This window comes from Streptomyces sp. WAC06614 (assembly GCF_003949795.1).
In the GTDB taxonomy this organism is placed as follows: Bacteria; Actinomycetota; Actinomycetes; order Streptomycetales; family Streptomycetaceae; genus Streptomyces.
The window spans coordinates 1-20,698 of record NZ_RPRY01000118.1; the positions used below are offsets into that span (position 1 = coordinate 1).

At 71.7% G+C, this 20,698-nt stretch carries 21 protein-coding genes; 12 read left to right on the top strand and 9 right to left on the bottom strand.

All coding sequences use genetic code 11. The features are described 5' to 3' along the window. Nucleotides 1–135: 135 nt before the first annotated feature. From EF918_RS17730 to EF918_RS17740, 3 genes are all read left to right on the top strand, one after another. Entirely contained in the window at nt 136–1,176 is a 1,041-nt protein-coding gene (locus EF918_RS17730) for an aldo/keto reductase (protein ID WP_125646892.1), read from the top strand. Nucleotides 1,177–1,197: 21 nt separating this feature from the next. Then, nucleotides 1,198–1,791 (top strand): TetR/AcrR family transcriptional regulator, encoded by a 594-nt coding sequence (locus EF918_RS17735; RefSeq protein ID WP_125646895.1) that lies wholly within the window; start codon nt 1,198–1,200, stop codon nt 1,789–1,791. A gap of 137 nt (nt 1,792–1,928) precedes the next feature. Next, nucleotides 1,929–2,660, top strand: coding sequence for a VC0807 family protein (locus tag EF918_RS17740; protein WP_125646898.1), 732 nt, complete (start codon nt 1,929–1,931; stop codon nt 2,658–2,660). Nucleotides 2,661–2,742: 82 nt separating this feature from the next. Here the strand turns inward: EF918_RS17740 and EF918_RS17745 are convergent, their stop codons facing one another. Continuing rightward, a complete protein-coding gene (locus tag EF918_RS17745) occupies nt 2,743–4,125 on the bottom strand; it encodes a glycine--tRNA ligase (protein WP_125646901.1) in 1,383 nt (460 codons plus the stop codon). Nucleotides 4,126–4,278: 153 nt separating this feature from the next. On the opposite strand from EF918_RS17745, the gene EF918_RS17750 reads away from it, so the two are divergent. From EF918_RS17750 to EF918_RS17765, 4 genes are read left to right on the top strand one after another with little or no spacing between them, the layout of a single operon-like run. Continuing rightward, entirely contained in the window at nt 4,279–5,238 is a 960-nt protein-coding gene (locus tag EF918_RS17750) for a metal ABC transporter substrate-binding protein (RefSeq protein ID WP_125646904.1), read from the top strand. Nucleotides 5,239–5,267: 29 nt separating this feature from the next. After that, nucleotides 5,268–6,059, top strand: a complete 792-nt coding sequence (locus EF918_RS17755; protein WP_125646908.1) for a metal ABC transporter ATP-binding protein — start codon at nt 5,268–5,270, stop codon at nt 6,057–6,059. Then, nucleotides 6,059–6,925 carry a metal ABC transporter permease gene (locus tag EF918_RS17760; protein ID WP_125646911.1) on the top strand — a complete coding sequence of 289 codons (867 nt, stop codon included), beginning with the start codon at nt 6,059–6,061 and terminating at the stop codon, nt 6,923–6,925. The genes EF918_RS17755 and EF918_RS17760 overlap by 1 nt, the downstream gene beginning before the upstream one ends. Before the next feature lie 56 nt (nt 6,926–6,981). Next, nucleotides 6,982–7,410, top strand: a complete 429-nt coding sequence (locus EF918_RS17765) for a Fur family transcriptional regulator (protein WP_125646914.1) — start codon at nt 6,982–6,984, stop codon at nt 7,408–7,410. 86 nt (nt 7,411–7,496) lie between these two features. Here EF918_RS17765 and EF918_RS17770 read toward each other — a convergent pair whose 3' ends face one another. The 4 genes from EF918_RS17770 to EF918_RS17785 form a co-directional block, all read right to left on the bottom strand. Further along, nucleotides 7,497–8,324: an isoprenyl transferase gene (locus EF918_RS17770; protein WP_125646951.1), complete on the bottom strand. Its 828-nt coding sequence runs from the start codon at nt 8,322–8,324 to the stop codon at nt 7,497–7,499. Nucleotides 8,325–8,347: 23 nt separating this feature from the next. Next, nucleotides 8,348–9,094, bottom strand: coding sequence for a DNA repair protein RecO (gene recO, locus EF918_RS17775; protein ID WP_125646918.1), 747 nt, complete (start codon nt 9,092–9,094; stop codon nt 8,348–8,350). Between the two features lie 79 nt (nt 9,095–9,173). Then, nucleotides 9,174–10,661, bottom strand: a complete 1,488-nt coding sequence (locus EF918_RS17780) for a nucleobase:cation symporter-2 family protein (protein ID WP_260610317.1) — start codon at nt 10,659–10,661, stop codon at nt 9,174–9,176. Between the two features lie 356 nt (nt 10,662–11,017). After that, nucleotides 11,018–11,719, bottom strand: a complete 702-nt coding sequence (locus EF918_RS17785) for a TerB family tellurite resistance protein (RefSeq protein WP_125646921.1) — start codon at nt 11,717–11,719, stop codon at nt 11,018–11,020. A gap of 169 nt (nt 11,720–11,888) precedes the next feature. Between EF918_RS17785 and EF918_RS17790 the strand changes: the two genes are divergently transcribed. After that, the gene (locus tag EF918_RS17790) at nt 11,889–12,647 is read left to right on the top strand and encodes an SDR family NAD(P)-dependent oxidoreductase (protein WP_260610318.1); all 759 of its coding nucleotides are present in this window, start codon (nt 11,889–11,891) and stop codon (nt 12,645–12,647) included. Nucleotides 12,648–12,697: 50 nt separating this feature from the next. Here EF918_RS17790 and leuA read toward each other — a convergent pair whose 3' ends face one another. Further along, the gene (gene leuA, locus EF918_RS17795) at nt 12,698–14,455 is read right to left on the bottom strand and encodes a 2-isopropylmalate synthase (protein WP_125646927.1); all 1,758 of its coding nucleotides are present in this window, start codon (nt 14,453–14,455) and stop codon (nt 12,698–12,700) included. Between the two features lie 367 nt (nt 14,456–14,822). Here leuA and EF918_RS17800 point away from each other — a divergent pair, with 367 nt between their 5' ends. The 4 genes from EF918_RS17800 to EF918_RS17815 all read left to right on the top strand — a co-directional run bounded on the left by EF918_RS17800 (nt 14,823) and on the right by EF918_RS17815 (nt 17,847). After that, complete coding sequence (locus tag EF918_RS17800) at nt 14,823–15,896, top strand: M4 family metallopeptidase (protein ID WP_125646930.1); 1,074 nt, start codon at nt 14,823–14,825, stop codon at nt 15,894–15,896. Between the two features lie 47 nt (nt 15,897–15,943). Beyond that, entirely contained in the window at nt 15,944–16,213 is a 270-nt protein-coding gene (locus tag EF918_RS17805) for a protealysin inhibitor emfourin (protein ID WP_125646933.1), read from the top strand. Nucleotides 16,214–16,240: 27 nt separating this feature from the next. Then, entirely contained in the window at nt 16,241–17,056 is an 816-nt protein-coding gene (locus tag EF918_RS17810; protein WP_125646936.1) for a GNAT family N-acetyltransferase, read from the top strand. A 104-nt stretch (nt 17,057–17,160) separates the two neighbouring features. After that, nucleotides 17,161–17,847: a bifunctional 2-polyprenyl-6-hydroxyphenol methylase/3-demethylubiquinol 3-O-methyltransferase UbiG gene (locus tag EF918_RS17815; protein WP_125646939.1), complete on the top strand. Its 687-nt coding sequence runs from the start codon at nt 17,161–17,163 to the stop codon at nt 17,845–17,847. A 12-nt stretch (nt 17,848–17,859) separates the two neighbouring features. Here the strand turns inward: EF918_RS17815 and era are convergent, their stop codons facing one another. The 3 genes from era to EF918_RS17830 form a co-directional block, all read right to left on the bottom strand. Further along, a complete protein-coding gene (gene era / locus EF918_RS17820; protein WP_125646942.1) occupies nt 17,860–18,801 on the bottom strand; it encodes a GTPase Era in 942 nt (313 codons plus the stop codon). Between the two features lie 72 nt (nt 18,802–18,873). Continuing rightward, nucleotides 18,874–19,278 carry a hypothetical protein gene (locus EF918_RS17825; RefSeq protein WP_185921796.1) on the bottom strand — a complete coding sequence of 135 codons (405 nt, stop codon included), beginning with the start codon at nt 19,276–19,278 and terminating at the stop codon, nt 18,874–18,876. Nucleotides 19,279–19,568: 290 nt separating this feature from the next. Then, nucleotides 19,569–20,576: a GlxA family transcriptional regulator gene (locus tag EF918_RS17830; protein ID WP_125646948.1), complete on the bottom strand. Its 1,008-nt coding sequence runs from the start codon at nt 20,574–20,576 to the stop codon at nt 19,569–19,571. Nucleotides 20,577–20,698: the final 122 nt, after the last annotated feature.

Below are 20,698 nucleotides of genomic sequence, written 5' to 3' on the forward strand. Positions count from 1 at the left end.
CGTCTGAGCCCCGCCCCCTCTCCCGCGCCGCGGCACTGAGTGCCGCGGCGCTTTTTCGTTGCCCGCGCCGCGCGAGTGACGCATGACGAGTGACAGATATTGAAATCTGTCACTCGTCATGCCATCCTCGTCTGCATGACGACGCACGCATCCACCCCGCACCGCCCCCACCACTCCCCCCGCACCCTCGGCAGCACCGGCCCGGCCGTCTTCCCCCTCGGCCTCGGCTGCATGGGTATGTCCGCCCTCTACGGCGAGGCGGACCGCTCCGAGTCGCTCGCCACCATCCACGCGGCCCTCGACGCCGGCGTCACCCTGCTGGACACGGGCGACTTCTACGGCATGGGGCACAACGAACTGCTCATCAACGAGGCCCTGCGCACGGCCCCGGCCGAGGCCCGGGAGCGGGCGCTGACCAGCGTGAAGTTCGGTGCGCTGCGCACGGTCGAGGGCGGCTTCACCGGCTACGACGGCCGCCCCGAGGCCGTCAAGAACTTCCTGGCGTACTCGCTCCAGCGCCTGGGCCGGGACCACATCGACATCTACCGGATCGCCCGGGTGGACCCGGACGTGCCGATCGAGGAGACCGTCGGCGCCATCGCCGAGGCCGTCCAGGCCGGCCACGTGCGCCACATCGGCCTCTCCGAGGTCGGCGCGGCGACCCTGCGCCGGGCCGCCGCGGTCGCCCCGATCGCCGACCTCCAGATCGAGTACTCGCTGATCTCGCGCGGCATCGAGCAGGAGATCCTGCCCACCGCCCGGGAGCTCGGCATCGGCATCACCGCCTACGGGGTGCTCTCCCGCGGCCTGATCAGTGGCCACTTCTCCCGTGACCGGCTGCTGGCCCCCGGCGACTTCCGCGGGATGAGCCCGCGCTTCCAGGGCGAGAACCTCGGCCGGAACCTCGACCTGGTCGACGCCCTGCGCAAGGTGGCCGAGGACAAGGGCGTCTCGGTCGCGCAGATCGCGATCGCCTGGGTGCTCTCCCGCGGCGAGGACATCGTGCCGCTGGTCGGCGCCCGCCGCCGGGACCGGCTGGCCGAGGCCCTCGGCGCCCTGGAGGTCACCCTGGACGCGGCCGACCTGTCGGCGATCGAGGACGCCGTGCCCGCGGGTGCGGCGGCGGGCGAGCGCTACCCGCGGGCGCAGATGGCCCACCTGGACAGTGAGCACTGAGCTGGCGGTACGGTCGTAGACATGCCACCCGCTGCTGCCGAGCCCCTGACCCCCGAGCGCATCCTCGCGACCACCGAGGACGTGCTGCGCCGCTACGGACCGACCAAGGCCACCGTGGTGGACGTGGCCCGGGCCCTGGGGGTCAGCCACGGCAGCGTCTACCGGCACTTCCCCTCCAAGGCCGCGCTGCGCGAGGCGGTCACCGAGCGCTGGCTGGCGCGGACCGAGGTCCGGCTGAAGGAGATCACCGCGGCCCACGACCGGTCCGCCCCGGACCGGCTGGAGGCCTGGCTGGAGGCCCTGTTCGAGGCCAAACGGCACAAGGCGGGGGACGATCCCGAACTGTTCGCCACCTACACCGTGCTGCTGGCCGAGAACAGCGGCGTGGTCGAGACGCATCTGGCGGAGCTGGTCGCCCAGCTCGGCCGGATCATCGACGAGGGCGTGGCCGAGGGAAGCCTCGCCGCCGCGGACGTCCCGGCCGCCGCCCGCGCGGTGTTCGACGCCACCGGTCGGTTCCACGACCCGCAGTACGCGCCGGAGTGGCAATCCCCCACCATCGCCGCGGAGTTCGCGGCGGTCACGGCGCTGGTGGTCCGCGGGCTGCGCCCCTGAGACCGCGGCCAGCAACTGGACGTGGCCGTTCCGGACATCTTGGTGATCATTTGAGTCGGGAAGTCCTGGTGGGCGGCTCCGCGCTGCCCTAGGTTCCCCCACGAACCGCACTCACCAGGCACGTCCCAGGGGGAAGCATGACCACTCAGGTGTCCGCGCTCACGCGCCCGTCGCCGCCGCAGCGCTCCGGCGGTGCCGCCGCCATCGGCTGGATCCTGACCATCGGCCTCAATGTCGTGGCGCCGATCCTCACGTACAACGAGCTCACCGAGAACCACGGCTGGAGCGAGTTCGCCGCACTGCTCGCCAGCAGCGCCTGGCCGGTCCTCGACAGCGCCATCATGGTGGCCTGGCGCCGCAAGCTCGACGAATTCGCCGCGATCACCCTGGTGTTCCTGGTGATCACGGCCGTGGTCTCGCTGGTGGGCGCGCACTCGCCGCGGGCCCTGCTGATCAAGGACTCCGGGGTGACCGGCCTGTTCGGGCTGCTGTGCCTGGTCACGCTGCTGGCCCCGCGTCCGCTGATGTTCTACTTCGGCCGCAAGTTCGCCACCGACGGCACGCCGGAGAGCACCGCCTGGTGGAACGGCATGTGGCAGTACGAGGGCTTCCGCCGGACCCTGTACGTGATGACCACCGTCTGGGGCGTCGCCTACGTGCTGGAGGCCGGGGTCCGGATCGGCCTCGCGTACGTCCTGGACACCAGGACCATGGTCACGCTCAGCCCGTTCATGATCTACGGCGTCCTGGGCGCCCTGGCGCTGTGGACCGTCCTGTACTCCAAGCGCTCCCGGGCCAAGGGCGAGGCCCGCGCCGCGGCCGCCGCGGCGGCCGCCGCCGAGCAGCAGCGCAGCGGCGCCACCGCCTAGCGGGACCGGAGACAAAGACCGGTGGCCCGGTGCGCATCACGCGCACCGGGCCACCGGTCTTTCGCCGTACGGCGGGCCGGACCTAGCAGCCCAGCAGGCGGGCGCCCAGGTAGGCCTGGATCTGGTCCAGGGAGACGCGCTCCTGCTTCATGGTGTCGCGCTCGCGCACGGTCACCGCGTTGTCGTCCAGGGTGTCGAAGTCGACGGTGACGCAGAACGGCGTGCCGATCTCGTCCTGGCGGCGGTAGCGGCGGCCGATGGCGCCGGCGTCGTCGAACTCGATGTTCCAGAACTTGCGCAGGTCGGCGGCGAGGCCCTTGGCCTTCGGCGACAGCTTCTCGTTGCGGGACAGCGGCAGGACGGCGACCTTGACCGGGGCCAGGCGCGGGTCGAGGCGCATCACGGTGCGCTTCTCCATGACGCCCTTGGCGTTCGGGGCCTCGTCCTCGACGTAGGCGTCGAGCATGAAGGCGAGCATGGCGCGGTTGACACCGGCCGCGGGCTCGATGACGTACGGCACGTAGCGCTCGCCGGCCTCCTGGTCGAAGAACGACAGGTCCTGGCCGGAGGCCTCGGAGTGGGCCTTCAGGTCGAAGTCGGTCCGGTTGGCCACGCCCTCCAGCTCGGAGAACTCGGAGCCGCCGAAGTTGAAGCGGTACTCGATGTCGGCGGTGCGCTTCGAGTAGTGGGACAGCTTCTCCTTCGGGTGCTCGTACCAGCGGATGTTCTCCTCACGGATGCCGAGGTCGCGGTACCAGTTCCAGCGCTGCTCCATCCAGTACTCGTGCCACTGCTCGTCCTCGCCCGGCTTGACGAAGAACTCCATCTCCATCTGCTCGAACTCGCGGGTGCGGAAGATGAAGTTGCCCGGCGTGATCTCGTTCCGGAAGGACTTGCCCATCTGCGCGATGCCGAACGGCGGCTTCTTGCGCGAGGTCTGCTGGACATGGGCGAAGTTGGTGAAGATGCCCTGGGCGGTCTCGGGGCGCAGGTACGCCTTGGAGCCGGTGTCCTGGGTCGGGCCGAGGTGGGTCTCCAGCATGCCGGAGAACTGCTTGGGCTCGGTGAACTGGCCCTTGGTGCCGCAGTTCGGGCAGTTGATGTCGGCCAGGCCGTTGGCGGGGAGGCGGCCGTGCTTGGCCTCGTAGGCCTCCTCCAGGTGGTCGGCACGGTGGCGCTTGTGGCAGGAGGTGCACTCGGTCAGCGGGTCCGAGAACGTGGCCACGTGGCCGGAGGCGACCCAGACCTCGGGGGCGAGGATCACGGAGGAGTCGAGACCGACGACGTCCTCACGGGAGGTGACCATCGCCTTCCACCACTGGCGCTTGATGTTCTCCTTGAGCTCGACACCCAGCGGCCCGTAGTCCCAGGCGGCACGCTGTCCGCCGTAGATCTCGCTGCACGGGTAGACGAAGCCACGGCGCTTGCTGAGGCTGACGATGGTGTCGATCTTGTCGGCGGCCACGATGCTCTCTTCATTACGAGGACGAACGCGAATGCTTCAGGTTACCGGCGCACGCCCCTCCCCTTTCAAATCGGGACCCCTTCCCGCACCTCTCGCGGGGCCCTCCACCAGGGTTTTTGACAACCGTTTCCATGTTTGATGAAAATGGATGTCATGAACGCACGACGCCTCATACCCACCGCCGCCCTGACCGCCGCCGCAGCCCTCGGTGCCACCGCCCTCACCGGCTGCTCCGGAGCGGGCGCGGCCGGCACCGGGGCGGACGGCAAGCTCTCCGTGACGGCGTCGTTCTACCCCCTGCAGTTCCTCGCCGAGCAGATCGGCCGGGACCACGTGAAGGTCGCCACCCTGACCAAACCGGGCGTGGAGCCGCACGACCTGGAGATCTCCCCGAAGCAGACCGCCGCGCTCGGCGAGTCCGACGTGGTCCTCTACCTCAAGACCCTCCAGCCCGCCGTCGACAAGGCCGTCGCCCAGTCCGGCGTGAAGAACGTCGTCGACGCCGCGACCCTCACGTCCCTGGAGAGCCACGACGACGGCCACGACCACGGCCACGCCGAGGAGGGCCACGACCACCGCCACGGCGAGGCCGGCCAGGACCCCCACGTCTGGCTGGACCCGGTCAAGTACGCCGAGATCGCCAAGGGCGTCGGCGCGGCCCTGGAGAAGGCCGACCCCGGCCACGCGGCCGACTACAAGAAGAACACCGACGAACTCCTGGCCAAGCTGACCGCGCTGGACACCGAGTTCAAGGACGGCCTGAAGAACACCGCCGGCAAGACCTTCATCACCACCCACGCCGCCTTCGGCTACCTCGCCGAGCGGTACGGCCTGGACCAGGAGGGCATCTCCGGCGTCGACCCCGAGTCCGAGCCGAGCCCGGCCCGGATGAAGGAGCTCCAGGCCGTCGCGAAGAAGGACAATGTCACCACCGTGTTCTTCGAGACCCTGGCCAGCGACAAGACCGCCAAGACCCTCGCGGCCGACACGGGCCTGAAGACCGACGTCCTCGACCCGCTCGAGGGAATCACCGACACGTCCCAGGGCGCTGACTACTTCGAGGTCATGCGCTCCAACCTCAAGAACCTCCAGAAGGCCCTCGGTACCCACTAATGGCTGTAGCAGCAACGGAGGCGCGCGCCATGCAGTCCAAGCCCGCAGCGGCCACGGACCAGCCCGTCATATCCCTGCGCGGGGCCACGGCCTCGCTCGGCTCGCGCCCCGTGCTGCGCGGGATCGACCTCACCGTGACCGCCGGCGAGGTCGTCGCGCTGCTCGGCGCCAACGGCTCCGGCAAGTCCACCGCCGTCCGGTCGGTGGTCGGCCAGGTCCCGCTGAGCAGCGGCGAGCTGTCCCTCTTCGGCACCGAGTTCAAGCGCTTCCGTGCCTGGTCGCGCATCGGGTACGTGCCCCAGCGGACCACCGCGGCCAGCGGCGTCCCCGCCACCGTCCGCGAGGTCGTCTCCGCCGGCCGGCTCGCCCGGTCCCGCTTCGGCCTGCTCCGCAAGGCCGACCGGGCCGCCGTCGACCGCGCGCTGGCCCTCGTCGACATGGACGCCCACGCGGACGCCTCCGTGAACGCCCTCTCCGGCGGCCAGCACCAGCGGGTCCTGATCGCCCGCGCGCTGGCCGTCGAACCCGAGCTCCTGATCATGGACGAGCCGATGGCGGGCGTGGACCTCGCCAACCAGGAGGTGCTGGCGAGCGCCCTGCGCGAGCAGGTCGCGGCCGGCACCACCGTCCTGCTCGTCCTGCACGAGCTCGGCCCGCTGGAGCCCCTGATCAGCCGCGCCGTGGTGCTGCGCGACGGCTGCGTGGTGCACGACGGCCCGCCCCCGGAGGCCGTGGGCCAGCACGCCCTGCCCGGCCACGACCACGTACACCCCCACGCGGCGCACGACGCCGAGCCCCTCCGGACGGGACTGCTGAGCTGATGGACCTCCTGAACTACGCCTTCATGCAGCGGGCCCTGCTCGCCGCGGGACTCGTCGGCCTGACCGCGCCCGCCATCGGCACGTACCTCGTCCAGCGCCGCCAGGCCGTCATGGGCGACGGCCTCGGCCACGTCGCCATGACCGGCGTCGCCCTCGGCTTCCTGCTCCACACCAGCCCGGTGTGGATGGCCACCCTGGTCGCCGTCGTCGGCGCCGTCGGCATGGAGCTCATCCGCTCCCGCGGCCGGACCAGCGGCGACGTCGCGCTCGCGATGCTCTTCTACGGCGGCCTGGCCGGCGGCGTGATGATCATCAACCTGGCGCCCGGCGGGTCCACGACCAATCTGATCAGCGCGATGTTCGGCTCGATCACGACGGTCGCCCCCGAGGACGTCACCGCGATGCTGATCCTCACCGTCTTCGTCGTCGCCGTCACCCTCGGCCTGCGCCGCCAGCTCTTCGCCGTCTGCCAGGACGAGGAATTCGCCAAGGTCACCGGTCTGCCGGTGCGCGCGCTGAACCTGCTGATCGCCGTCACCGCCGCCGTGACCGTCACCGTCGCCATGCGCATCGTCGGCCTGCTGCTGGTCAGCGCCATGATGGTGATCCCGGTCGCGGCCGCCCAGCGTCTGACCCGCGGCTTCGCCACCACCCTCGGCGTGGCCATCGCCATCAGCCTGACCGTCTCGCTCGGCGGCACCGCCGCCACCTACTACATCGACGTGCCCTCGGGCGCCACGATCGTGCTGATCGCCATCGCGGTCTTCCTCGCGACGACCGCCCTGTCCACCCCGGTGGCCAGAAGGCGCGCACGCGCGGCGCTGGCCGCCGAGGAGGTCTGCACGCGCGACGATGTGAAGGTGTAGCGGCCTGGCACAATGGGCCCGAGGCCCGGCTCGGGACCCGACAGGAGGAGGAGACGGTGGCGACTGCGCCTGGCGAGACGAATACCGCGCCAGTACGAGGACGGTCCACCCGGCAGCGTGCCGCCGTGGCGGCCGCCCTGGACGAGGTGGACGAGTTCCGCAGCGCCCAGGAGCTGCACGACATGCTCAAGCACCGCGGTGACTCCGTGGGCCTGACCACCGTCTACCGCACCCTCCAGTCCCTCGCCGACGCCGGCGAGGTGGACGTGCTGCGCACCAGCGACGGCGAGTCCGTCTACCGCCGCTGCTCCTCCGGCGAGCACCACCACCACCTGGTCTGCCGCAAGTGCGGCAAGGCCGTCGAGGTGGAGGGGCCGGCCGTGGAGAAGTGGGCGGACGCGATCGCCGCGGAGCACGGCTTCGTGAACGTCGCCCACACCGTGGAGATCTTCGGCACCTGCGCCGACTGCGCCGCCGCCGGCTGATCCCGCCGGGCCCGGCCCGGCGGCCCCCGACACGACCAAGGCCGGCGCCCCCTCGGGGGCGCCGGCCTTCTGCCGTCGGTGCGCGGTCAGGAGCCCGCGGACTGGCCCGGGATCTCGTTGGGCAGCGCCCCGCCGAACCGGCGGTCGCGCTGGGCGTACTCCAGGCAGGCCCGCCACAGGTCGCGCCGGTCGAAGTCCGGCCACAGCACGTCCTGGAAGACCAGCTCGGCGTACGCGCTCTGCCAGATCAGGTAGTTCGAGGTGCGCTGCTCACCGCTCGGGCGCAGGAACAGGTCCACGTCCGGCATGTCCGGGTAGTACAGGTACTTCGCGAGGGTCTTCTCGTTGACCTTCGACGGGTCCAGCCGGCCGGCCCGCACGTCCTCGGCGAGGGCCTGGGCGGCATCGGCGATCTCGGCGCGGCCGCCGTAGTTCATGCAGAAGTACAGCGTCAGCTTGTCGTTGCCCTTGGTCTGCTCCTGCGCGATCTGGAGCTCCTTGGCCACCGACTTCCACAGCTTGGGCATGCGGCCCACCCAGCGCACCCGGATGCCGAGCTCGTCGAGCTGGTCGCGGGTCTTGCGGATGAAGTCGCGGTTGAAGTTCATCAGGAAGCGCACCTCGTCGGGCGAGCGCTTCCAGTTCTCGGTGGAGAAGGCGTACAGGGAGATGTTCTTGACGCCCATCTCGATCGAGCCCTGGAGGACGTCCAGGACCCGTTCGGCGCCCACCTTGTGGCCCTCGGTACGGGGCAGCCCGCGCTCCTTGGCCCAGCGGCCGTTGCCGTCCATCACGATGGCGACGTGCTCGGGCACCAGCTCACCGGGGATCTTCGGCGGCCGGGCACCGGACGGATGCGGCTCGGGAAGCTTGTACTCGCGGCGGGAGCGTCCCAGGAATCCGCGTACTGCCATGGCGCTCAGGTCTCCGATCTCGGTCACTTCTCTACGTAACGCAAGGAGCGCAGGCCGCGCTCCAGATGCCAGTGCAGATAGGCGGAGACGAGTCCGCTCCCCTCGCGCACGTGCCGTGGCTCCGCCGCGTCGGCGGTCGCCCAGTCCCCCGTCAGCAGGGCGCTGAGCAGCCCGATGGCCTCCAGTGATGGTACGACGCTGCCGGGCACCCGGCAGTCGCCGCATATGACCCCGCCCGCGGCGACCGAGAAATGCCGGTTGGGGCCGTGGATGCCGCACTTGGCGCAGTCCCGGAAGCTGGGGGCGTAGCCGTTGACCGCGAGCGAGCGCAGCAGGAAGGCGTCGAGGACGAGGTTCGGCTCGTGCTCGGCCCGGGCGAGGGTGCGCAGGGCGCCGACCAGCAGCAGGTACTGCTGGACGGCGGGCTCGCCCTCCTGGTCGGTGAACCGCTCGGCGGTCTCCAGCATCGCGGTGCCGGCGGTGTAGCGGGCGTAGTCGGTGACGATGGTGTTGCCGTACGGGGCGATGGTCTCGGTCTGCGTGCACAGCGGGAGGGAACGGCCGACCAGATCGCTGCCGCGCGCGAAGAACTGGACGTCGACATGGGAGAAAGGTTCCAGCCGGGCGCCGAACTTGGACTTGGTCCGCCGTACACCGCGGGCCACGGCCCTCACCCGTCCGTGTCCGCGGGTGAGCAGGGTGATGATGCGGTCCGCCTCACCCAGCTTCTGGGTGCGCAGCACGATGCCGTCGTCGCGGAACAGACTCATGCGGCCATTCTCCCGTACCGGGACGTGCGGCGACCCCGGCCGGGGGGATCGTCCGGCCGGGGTGCCCCTGGGAGGTCTCTCAGGAGGCGGGAGCGGCGGCTGCCGTGTCCTCGGGCTCGGCCGCCTCGGCCCCGGCGTCCTCCTTCCGCGCGTCCTCGGCCGCGTCCGCGGCGGTGGGCGCCGGCAGGACGGCCGCCGGGCCGTGGGCGTCGTCGCGGGCCGGGCCGTTGAAGATCAGATTGAGCACGATCGCGGCCGTGGCGCCGAGGGTGACACCGCTGTTGAGCAGCGAGGACAGATCGGTGCCCATGTGCTCCTTGAAGAGCACCGGGACGGTCGCCGGCAGCAGGGCGAAGGCCAGGGAGACCCCCACGACCAGCGCGTTCTTCTCCTCCTTGAGGTCGACCTTGGCGAGCGTCTGGATACCGGCCAGGGCGACCATGCCGAACATGACGGTGGCGGCACCGCCCAGGACCCCGTGCGGGACGGCCGCGACGATCGCGGCGGCCTTCGGCAGCAGTCCGAGCACGATCATGAACACACCGGCGGCGACGACCACGAACCGGCTCTTGACCTTGGTCATCCGCACCAGGCCGACGTTCTCGGCGAAGGCCACGTACGGGAAGGAGTTGAGGACCCCGCCGAGGGCGGTCGCGGCGCCGTCGGCGCGCAGGGCGCGGGCCACGGTCTCGCTGTCGACCTCCTTGCCGACGATGTCCCCGACGGCGTACGTGTCACCGGTCGTCTCGACCATGGTGATCAGCATGACGATGAGCATCAGCAGGATCGGGAACCACTCGAACTTCGGGGCGCCGAAGTGGAACGGGGTGGTGACGCCGATCCAGTCGGCCTTGCCCACGTCGCCGAAGTGGGCGTCGCCGAGCAGGAAGGCGACGGTGGTGCCGCCGACCAGGCCGAGCAGGATGGCGATGCTGGAGAGGAAGGGCCGGCCCAGCCGCATCAGGACGAGGATGAACAGCATCGTGCCGCCGGCGTAGGCGAAGTTCACCGGGTCGCCGAAGTCGGGCGAACCGAGGCCGCCGGCCGCGTCGTTGAGGCCGACCGGGATCAGGACCACACCGAGCACGGTGATCACCGTGCCGGTCACCACCGGCGGGAACAGCCGCATGACGGCCCGGAAGGCCCGTGCGGGCAGCCAGGCGAAGGCGAACGTGGCGAGGCCCGCGGTGATCACGGCGCCGTAGATGGCCAGCAGGGCGGCGGTGCCGCCGCCGGCGCCGAGGCCGATGGCGATCATCGGGGACACGGCGGTGAAGGTGACGCCCTGGATCAGCGGCAGCCGTGCGCCGATCCGGCCGACGCCGAAGGCCTGGATGATCGAGGCGATGCCGCAGGTGAAGAGGTCCGCGTTGATCAGGTAGACCAACTGCTCGGGGCTGAGCTTCAGCGCGTTGCCGACGATGATCGGGACGATCACCGCGCCGGCGTAGAACGCGAGGACGTGCTGGAAGCCGTAGAGCGCCAGCTTGGGGAGGGGGAGCACCTCGTCGACCGGATGGGTGCTCTGCTCTCCGTCGGTGGAGAGCCGGGCGGCGACACGTGCCATCTCTGCCTTGCCCTTCAGGGAGGTAGGTAAGTGAGAGGAGACCTGGTTATCCCCGGCCGGGCGCGGTTCGTGGTGCGTGGTTCCGCCGGGGTTTCAGTGCGTTCACGTGGATCGAAGCCCCGCTGTGTTACAGCCGGCGTCTCGTCGTGTGACCGAAATTGAACGCCTGTGGGCGCCCTCACAGATATCGTCGACTTCTACAAAGTGTTGAGACTGGCGTCGGCCGATTCTGTGGGTTCCTCCAGTGGCAGAGAAGTCCGCGGTGGGATAAGCGAAAGCCGCCCCGGCAGGCACCGGAGCGGCTTCCACCGCGGAGGACGAGGTCGCGGGCGCGGCGCGGGCGGCCGCGCCCGGAGCTACGAGGAGCTGCGGACGGCCGCCAGCAGGCGGGCGATCTCGTCCGCGTCCAGGTGCAGCGCGGCGCCGACCGTGGCCAGAACCTCACGCTCGGCCGGGGTGTACGGGCCGTCGGCGAGGGCGATCCGGGCCCCCTGGAGCAGCAGCGACTCCCGCCCGGCGGGGGCCAGGTGCGGGGCCAGCGGTTCGAGGGCCTCGTGGAGCTCGATCGACAGGGCGGCCCCGCAGCACTCCGGGCCGTCGTAGAGGCCGGGCAGCCGCCCCTCCTCCAGGCTGAGCGCCTCGACCAGGGCCTGGAGCTGCTCCTCCGAGCAGTCCTGGAACCCCGCACTCCGTACGGCGCCCACGGCGGCCTCCAGCGCCGTGCGCGAGGACGTGCCGCCGGCGGCGAGGACGGCCAGGGCGACGGTGTGGACGGCGTCGCGCAGCATCGCCGAGAAGCGGGTGGTGGTCGGGTGGTCCAGCACGTCGGTGTCGAAGCGGTCGCGGCAGCCGGCGCACTCGACGACCGGCCCGACCTGCCCGCGCGGCATCAGCGGCACCCCGAGCAGGGTGAACCGGCGACGGCCGGTACGGCGGCGGTAGTTGCGGTCGCCGCCGCAGGCGGGGCAGAAGAACTCGCCGTCCCCGACGGTGTTCCAGGTGGTACGGATGCCCCAGACCACGATCTTCCGGCTGGTCCCACCCCGAGCTGGCAGCACGTCGACCTCCGCCTCCGTAACTTCCCGGCAATGTCGCCGGGTTGTTGGCGTGATGTTAGCCACATCGATGAGGATGCGTCAGTCGTCTGACAAGACAACGTGTCCCGGCGCGCGCACTTGGCCGAAGTGCGCCCCCGGTGGCACCCGCGCTCCCCCTACGCTCTGCGCCGTGCACACCACGTCCTGTCTGGTCACCGGCGCCGCGAGCGGGATCGGCCGCGCCACCACCGCCCTCCTGGCCCGTGAAGGCGCCCGGGTCACCGCGGCCGACATCGACGGCCCCCGCCTCCAGGAACTACGTACGGAACTGGCCGCGGAGGGCCTGGAGATCACCTGTGTCACGGGTGACGTCGCCGATCCCGAGGCCAACCGGGCCATGGTGGCCGCGGCCGTCGACACGTACGGGCGACTCGACGTCGCCGTGGCGAACGCGGGGGTGCTCCCTCTTTCGGATGTACGCGAGACCACCCCCCGGATGTGGGACCACGTGATGGCGGTGGACGGCCGTGGCATGTTCCTGACCTGCAAGTACGCCATCGAGGCCATGACCGCGCAGGAGCCCGCGGGCGGGGCGGTGGTGTGCGTGTCGTCCATCTCGGGCGTCGCCGGCCAGGCCCGGCAGGCGGCGTACGGCCCGGCGAAGTTCGTCGCCTCGGGGCTGACCAAGCACCTGGCGGTGGAGTGGGCGGCGCACGGGATCCGGGTGAACGCCGTGGCTCCCGGGACCATCCGCACCGAGCGGGTCCGGGCGCTCGACGACGAACCGGGCGGCCCGGAGTACCTCGCCGAGGTCCGCGCCGCCCACCCGATGGGCCGGCTCGGTGAACCCGAGGAGGTGGCCCGGGTGATCGCCTTCCTGGCCTCCGACGCCGCCTCCTTCGTCACCGGGGTGGTCCTGCCGGTGGACGGGGGCTACCTGGCCCGGTGAGCGGCGGCCCCGGCCCTCTGGGGGGCCGGGCCGCCGTTCCGGGGCGGGTGTCAGCGGCCGGCGCGGTTGACGGCCGAGATGACGGCCTTCAGGGAGGCGCGGGTGGTGTTGGCGTCGATGCCGATGCCCCACAGCACCCGGCCGTCGATGGCGCACTCGATGTACGAGGCGGCCTGCGCGGACGCGCCCTCGCTCATGGTGTGCTCCTGGTAGTCCAGCAGGCGGGCGTCCACGCCGATGCCGGCCAGCGCGTCGAAGAACGCGGAGATCGGGCCGTTGCCGGTGCCGCTCAGCACCGTCTCGGCGCCGTCCACGACCGCCTCGACGGTCAGCGTGTCGGTGCCGTCCTTGTCGGTCGCCGTCGAGCCCGACCGCAGCTGGATGCGGCCCCACGGGTTCTCGGGGTTGGGCAGGTACTCGTCCTGGAAGATGCTCCAGATGTCCTTCGGCGTGACCTCGCCGCCGACGGCGTCGGTCTTGGCCTGGATGATCCGGGAGAACTCGATCTGCATCCGGCGCGGCAGGTCCAGCTTGTGGTCGTTCTTCAGGACGTACGCGATGCCGCCCTTGCCGGACTGGGAGTTGACCCGGATGACGGCCTCGTAGGAGCGGCCGACGTCCTTCGGGTCGATCGGCAGGTACGGGACCGCCCACTCGATGTCGTCCACGCTCTTGCCGGCGGCGGCCGCGTCGGCCTCCATCGCGTCGAAGCCCTTCTTGATGGCGTCCTGGTGGGAGCCGGAGAAGGCGGTGTAGACCAGGTCGCCCGCGTAGGGGTGGCGCGGGTGGACCTCCATCTGGTTGCAGTACTCGCTGGTGCGGCGGATCTCGTCGATCTGCGAGAAGTCGATCTGCGGGTCCACGCCCTGGGAGAACAGGTTCATGCCCAGGGTGACCAGGTCGACGTTGCCGGTGCGCTCGCCCTGGCCGAACAGGCAGCCCTCGATGCGGTCGGCGCCGGCCATGACCGCCAGCTCGGCGGCGGCGACGGCGGTGCCGCGGTCGTTGTGCGGGTGCGCGGACAGACAGATGAACTCGCGGCGGGTCAGGTTCCGCGACATCCACTCGAACCGGTCGGCGTGCGTGGACGGCGTCGAACGCTCCACGGTCGCGGGCAGGTTGAGGATGATCTCGCGGCCGGCCTCGGGCTGCCAGACGTCACAGACCGCCTCGCAGACCTCCAGGGCGAAGTCCAGCTCGGTGTCGGTGAAGATCTCGGGGCTGTACTGGTAGCCGAAGACGGTTCCGTCGCCCAGGATCTTGTCGGCGTAGTCCATGACCAGGCGGGTGCCGTCGACGGCGATCTGCTTGATGTCGTCCTTGGAGCCGCGGAAGACGACCCGGCGGAAGGTCGGGGCGGTCGCGTTGTACATGTGGACGGTGGCGCGCGCGGCGCCGCGCAGCGACTCCACGGTGCGCTCGATCAGGTCCTCGCGGGCCTGGGTCAGCACGGAGATGGTGACGTCGTCCGGGATCGCGCCCTCTTCGATGATGGAGCGTACGAAGGCGAAGTCGGTCTCACCGGAGGACGGGAAGCCGACCTCGATCTCCTTGTAGCCCATGCGCACCAGCAGGTCGAACATCTCGCGCTTGCGGGCGGGGCTCATGGGGTCGATCAGGGCCTGGTTGCCGTCGCGCAGGTCGGTCGACAGCCAGCGGGGGGCCTTGGTGATGCGCCGGTCCGGCCAGGTGCGGTCGGGCAGGTCGACCTGCTCGTAGACGCCGTACTTGTGGATCGCCATCCCGGACGGCTTCTGGGTGTGGGTCGCGTTGGTGATCGGGGTGGGGCGACCGATGGTCTGGCTCATGGCGTAGGGCTCCTCGCGTTGTCCGCGCATAGTTCGCTTCAGCGGCCGACAGGTCGAAAATCCGCAACACCAGACTCCGCGGGGAGGGGGTCGGCCTACGACTACAGGCCCTCGCCGCGGCAGCTAAGGAGAAGCAGCCCGAAACGCATGATGGGAACGACCCTAGCCGAGCCGCGCGGTGATGCGCGGGACTGTTTCAGTATGCAAGACCCACCTGTCCGATTTGCACCATATGTGGGCTAGGTCTCTCCCGGAATCCCCAGGTCCGGGCGAAGCGTCAAGGCGGACCCCTCCCCTTTCAGACAGTCGAATGAATCATGCTCGCAGCTAGTGACACCACGATGACCCACTGCCACATTTGCGCTTCATGGACGCCACCCGTGGAAACCGCCATCCCGTCTTCTGCACCATCGTCCCGCCGCACATGCTGGACCGGATCGCCCGCTCCGAGGACTCCCGCCGGGCCGACGTCGCCCAGGCCACCCTGGAGCACGACGCCCTCCAGCGCACCCGGCGCCGGATCACCACCGTCCGCGGCCTCGCCCCGACGGCCCTGTCCGCACCCCCCTCCGACCAGCCGGAACGGACGGTCTACGACGCCCAGCACCGCACCCGGCTGCCCGGGACCAAGGTGCGCGGCGAAGGGGACCCCGTCCACAAGGACGCCACCGTCAACCGGGCCTACGCGGGCCTCGGTGCCACCTTCGAGCTCTTCCTGAAGGCCTTCGGGCGCCACTCCATCGACGACGCCGGCCTGGCGCTGGACGCCACCGTCCACTACGGCGAGGACTACAACAACGCCTTCTGGGACGGCCGCCAGATGGTCTTCGGCGACGGGGACGGCGACATCTTCCTGGACTTCACCGTCTCCGTCGACATCATCGGCCACGAACTGGCCCACGGCGTCACGCAGTACACGGCCAACCTGGAGTACTACAAGCAGGCCGGCGCGCTCAACGAGTCCATGTCGGACGTCTTCGGCTCCCTGATCAAGCAGTACACGCTGGACCAGACCGCCGACCAGGCCGACTGGCTGATCGGCGCCGGACTCCTGGCCCCGAACGTCACCGGGGTCGCCCTGCGCTCCATGAAGGCGCCCGGCACCGCGTACGACGACGACGAACTGGGCAAGGACCCGCAGCCGGCCACCATGGACGGCTACGTCAACACCTCCCGGGACAACGGCGGGGTCCACATCAACTCCGGCATCCCCAACCACGCCTTCTACCTCCTGGCCACCGAGCTCGGCGGCAAGGCCTGGGAGCGGGCGGGGCAGATCTGGTACGACACCCTGACCGGCGGCGAGCTGCGCACCAAGGCCACCTTCGCCGAGTTCGCCCGGCTCACCGTGGGCGCGGCCGTGGCCCGCTACGGCGACGGCGGGGACGAGCACCGGGCCCTGCTGAAGGCGTGGTCGACGGTCGGCGTGCCCACCACCTGATGCCCGGATCCCGGTGCGGCGGCCACCCGATGCAGTAGACAGGTGCCATGCGGATTCACGTGGTGCGGACGGGCGGCTTCGCGGGCATCGAACGCCGGGCCGAGGTGGACACGTCGGGCCTGCCCGACGAGGAGGAATGGGAGGCGCTGGCCCTGCTCGCCCTGCGGCCGGGCCCGGCGCCGCACGGCGGCGACCGGGTCCGGGACGGGTTCGCGTACCGGATCACGGTCGACGGGCGCACGGTGACCTGCCAGGACCCGCACCTGACGGAGGCCCAGCGGCAGCTGATCTCGCGGGTCCTGAAAGAAGGTGCCTGAGCAGGGCTTCTTTGCTTCCATGGCGCGGTGACGATTCTCGACGAGCTGGAACGCTACTACGACACCGTGCCGCGGGTCGGCGGGGCGCGGGCCGAGGACTTCGGCCCGCTGACCCTGTTCGTCCAGGAGGGCCAGGGCTGGCCCTACTACGCCCGGCCCACCCTCGGCGGCGCCGGGGCCCGGGTCGGGGTGGACGACGTACGGCGGGTGCTGGAGCGACAGCGGGAACTGAAGGTGCCCGAGTCCTTCGAATGGGTGGCCGAAACCACCCCTGCGCTCCGGGCCGCCGTGGAAGCGGCCGGTCTGCATGTTCATGCACACCCGCTGATGGTCTGGGAGCCCTCGGACGAGCCGGTGGCGGCGCATCCGGAGGTCCGGCTCGTGGGCCCGCAGGACCCCCTGCTGGCGGCCGCCGTGACGGTGCCCGTGCTGGCCTTCCGCGCCCCGGGCACGGCGCTGGGCGAGGCCGGCCCGGCGGAGCTGGCGACCTCGCTGGCCGACCCCTCGACGGAGTCCCGCCGGGCCCATGTCGCGGCGATGCTCGCGTCCGGGCGGACCGCCGTGGCGGCGGCCGTACGGGACGGGGTGGTGCTCTGCGCCGGGCAGTACAACCCGGTGGGCGAGGTGGCCGAGGTGGTCGGCGTGGGCACCCTGCCGGCCGCGCGCCGGCAGGGGCTGGCCCTCGGGGTCACGGCGGCCCTGACCGCCGACGCGCTGGCGCGCGGGACGCGGACGGTGTTCCTGTCGGCGGGCGACGAGGACGTGGCCCGGATCTACGGCCGGGCGGGCTTCCGGCGGGTGGCGACCGCGCTGATCGCCGAGCCGGCGGCCGCGGGGGCGTAGCTTTTTGCGGAAGCCGCAAGTGTGCTTGGCCCTGCGGGCCCGCCCGGCCCAGCATCGGGGACGGCAACCCCGAGCGGGCGAACGAAGCGGAAGAGGCGAACGGCATGGCCGAGCAGCGGCACCAGCACCGGCACCAGCACCACGACCGGCACCAGGACCGGCGTCCGGAGGAGTACGGATCGGAAGCGGAATTCTGGGACGCGCGCTACGGCCGGAGTGACCGGATCTGGAGCGGCAACCCGAACTCGGTCCTGGTCCGCGAGGTCGAGGGGCTGCCCGCCGGGCGGGCCCTCGACCTCGGCTGCGGCGAGGGCGCCGACGCCGTCTGGCTGGCCCGCCGGGGCTGGCGGGTGACCGGGACGGACATCTCGACGGTGGCCCTGGCGCGGGCCGCCGAGCACGCGGCCGAGGCCGGGCTGGCCGACCGGATCCTCTTCGAGCGGCACGACCTCGGGGAGTCCTTCCCGGCCGGGAAGTACGACCTGGTCTCGGCCTGCTTCCTGCACAGCCCGGGCGCGATGCCCCGCGAGCGCATCCTGCGCACCGCCGCCGCGGCGGTCGCCCCGGGCGGCGTGCTGCTGGTCGCCGGGCACGGCGCAGCGGCGCCCGGCACCGAGGACCCGCACCCCGAGCTCCACTTCCCCACCCCGCAGGAGGTCCTGGCGGACCTGGAGCTGGCCGAGGGGGACTGGGAGGTGCTGGTCTGCGCCGAGCACCCGCGGGTCGGTCACGAGGCCGACCGGCCCGGACCGGGCTACGACAACACGCTCAAGGTCCGCCGCCGGGCGTAGGCCCGGGCCGGCTCAGAAGCCGAGCTTGCGCAGCTGCTTGGGGTCGCGCTGCCAGTCCTTGGCCACCTTCACGTGGAGGTCCAGGAAGACCGGGGTGCCGAGGAGGGCCTCGATGTGCTTGCGCGACTTCATGCCCACCTCCTTCAGGCGCGAGCCCTTCGGGCCGATGATGATGCCCTTCTGGCTGGGCCGCTCGATGTAGACGTTCGCGTGGATGTCCAGCAGCGGCTTGTCGGCGGGCCGGTTCTCGCGCGGCAGCATCTCCTCGACCACGACCGCGATGGAGTGCGGCAGCTCGTCGCGGACGCCTTCGAGGGCGGCCTCGCGGATCAGCTCGGCCACCATGACCATCTCCGGCTCGTCCGTGAGGTCGCCCTCCGGGTACAGCGGCGGGCTCTCCGGCAGCAGCGGGACGAGCAGGTCGGCGACCAGCTTGACCTGCTTGTCGCCCACCGCCGAGACCGGGATGATCTCGGCCCACTCGATGCCGAGCTCCTGGCCGAGCTGCTGGACGGCCAGGAGCTGCTCGGCCAGCGCCTTGGACTCGACCAGGTCGGTCTTGGTCACGATGGCGATCTTGGGGGTCTTCTTGATCGCCGCGAGTTCCTTGGCGATGAACTTGTCGCCGGGGCCGATCTTCTGGTCGGCGGGCAGGCAGAAGCCGATGACGTCGACCTCGGCCCAGGTGGTGCGGACGACGTCGTTGAGCCGCTCGCCCAGGAGGGTGCGCGGCTTGTGCAGCCCGGGGGTGTCGACCAGGACCAGCTGGGCGTCCGGGCGGTGCACGATGCCGCGGACGGTGTGGCGGGTGGTCTGCGGCCGGTTGGAGGTGATCGCGACCTTGGTGCCCACCAGTGCGTTGGTCAGGGTCGACTTGCCCGCGTTGGGGCGGCCGACGAAGCAGGCGAAGCCCGCACGGTGCGGGGCGGTGGGCTCGGGGGAACGATCGCTCATACGGGCCATTCTCCCCGATGCCGCCCGCGCCGCCGACCAGGCCGCCGTCCGCCGGGCCGCCGCCGCCCGGGTTCAGGCCCCGCCGTCGGTCAGGGTGAGGGTGAGGACGGCCGTGTAACCGCCGGTCCGGGTGTACGGCGGCAGGTGGAGCTGCACGGTCGCGTCCACCGTGAACCGGCCGCCGCCGTCCGCCGAGGCCAGTACGGCGCCCTCCGCGCCGACGGTCCCCGCCGGGCCGGGGCTGCACCGGCCGAGGCTGCCGCGGGCGGGGGCGCAGGTGGGGGTCCAGGTGAGGTACGCGCCCTGGACGGACCGGCCGCCCGCCCCGGTGAACGTGGTGACGGCGCCGCGCAGCGTCCACCCGCGCGGCGCCCCGCGCGTGTCGAGCACGACCACCGTCCCGATCCGCCCCGCCGCCACCCCACCCTGCCCATTGGCCACGGCCCCGAGCGTGACGGCCGCCCCGGCCTGCGTCATGGACAACGCCGCCCCTTCCGGCCCGGCCGGAGCGGGCGCCCCCGCCCCGGACGCACCCGGCGCGGCGGACGCGACAGCCGGCGGAGCCGTGGGGGCTGGGGCGCTCGTGGCGGGTGTGGCCCAGGTGGTGGCCAGGAGGGCCGCGGCCGTGGCCGCGGTCCACGCGTGACCGCGGGCTCCTGCGCTTCCCGGCACCGCCCGCCCTCCTCGGCTCCGCCCCGACAGGGGGCCATTGACCGGCCCGGGCTGCGAGAAGTCAAGGCGCGCGGCACACCCTGCCTGATGGGCCATCAGGTGATGGCGGGCTCCGGCTCCCCGCCCCGCGGCCCGGCCCCGGCGGACGCCCGGAACGTCCGCCGGTACGCGGTCGGGCCCACCCCCAGCGCGGCGAGCAGGTGCTTGCGCAGCGACTGCGCCGTGCCGAACCCGGCCTCCCGGGCGACCCGTTCCATCGGCAGGTCCGTCGACTCCAGCAGCCGCCGGGCCCGCTCCACCCGCTGGAGCAGGATCCACCGGCCGGGGCTGACCCCGGCTTCCTCGCGGAACCGCCGGGTGAAGGTCCGTACCGACATGGCCTCCTGCCGGGCCATGTCGCTCAGTCGCAGCGGCTCGTGCAGCCGGTCCAGCGCCCAGGCCCGGGCCGCCGAGGTGCTCGCCCGCTCCGGCTGCGGCACCGGACGCTCGATGAACTGGGCCTGGCCACCGTCCCGGTGCGGCGGTACGACGGTCCGTCGGGCCACCTCGTTGGCCACGGTCGCCCCGTGGTCGCGGCGCACGATGTGCAGGCACAGGTCGATGCCGGCCGCGACCCCGGCCGAGGTCAGGACGTCGCCGTCGTCGGTGTAGAGGACGTCCGGGTCCACCCGCACCGCCGGGAACAGCCGCTGGAAGTGCTCGGCCGAGGCCCAGTGCGTGGTGGCGCGGCGGCCGTCGAGGAAGCCGGCGGCGGCCAGGACGTAGCCGCCGGTGCAGATCGAGACGAGCCGGGTGCCGGGGCGGACGTGGGCCAGGGCCGCGGCCAGCTCGTCCGTCAGCCGGCCCTCCTCGTAGACCGGCCCCAGCTCGTACGAGGCGGGCACCACGACCGTGTCGGCGGAGGCCAGGGCCTCGGGCCCGTGCTCGACGTGGACGGCGAAGTCCGCCTCGGTGGGGACCGGCCCGGCGGCGAGCCCGCAGGTGAGGATCTCGTACAGCTTGCGGCCCTCGGCGTCCCTGGCCCGGTCGAAGATCCGGTGCGGGATGCCCAGTTCGAAGGGGAGCAGTCCGGCCAGGGCCAGGACGACCACACGATGCGCCATGGCCCGATCGTAGCGAAGGATGTCGTTCCGGCCACTGGAGCGGTCGCGGCCGGGGCCGCGACCGCTCCAGTGGCCGGAACGACATCCTTCGCTACGATCGGGCCATGGCGCATCGTGTGGTC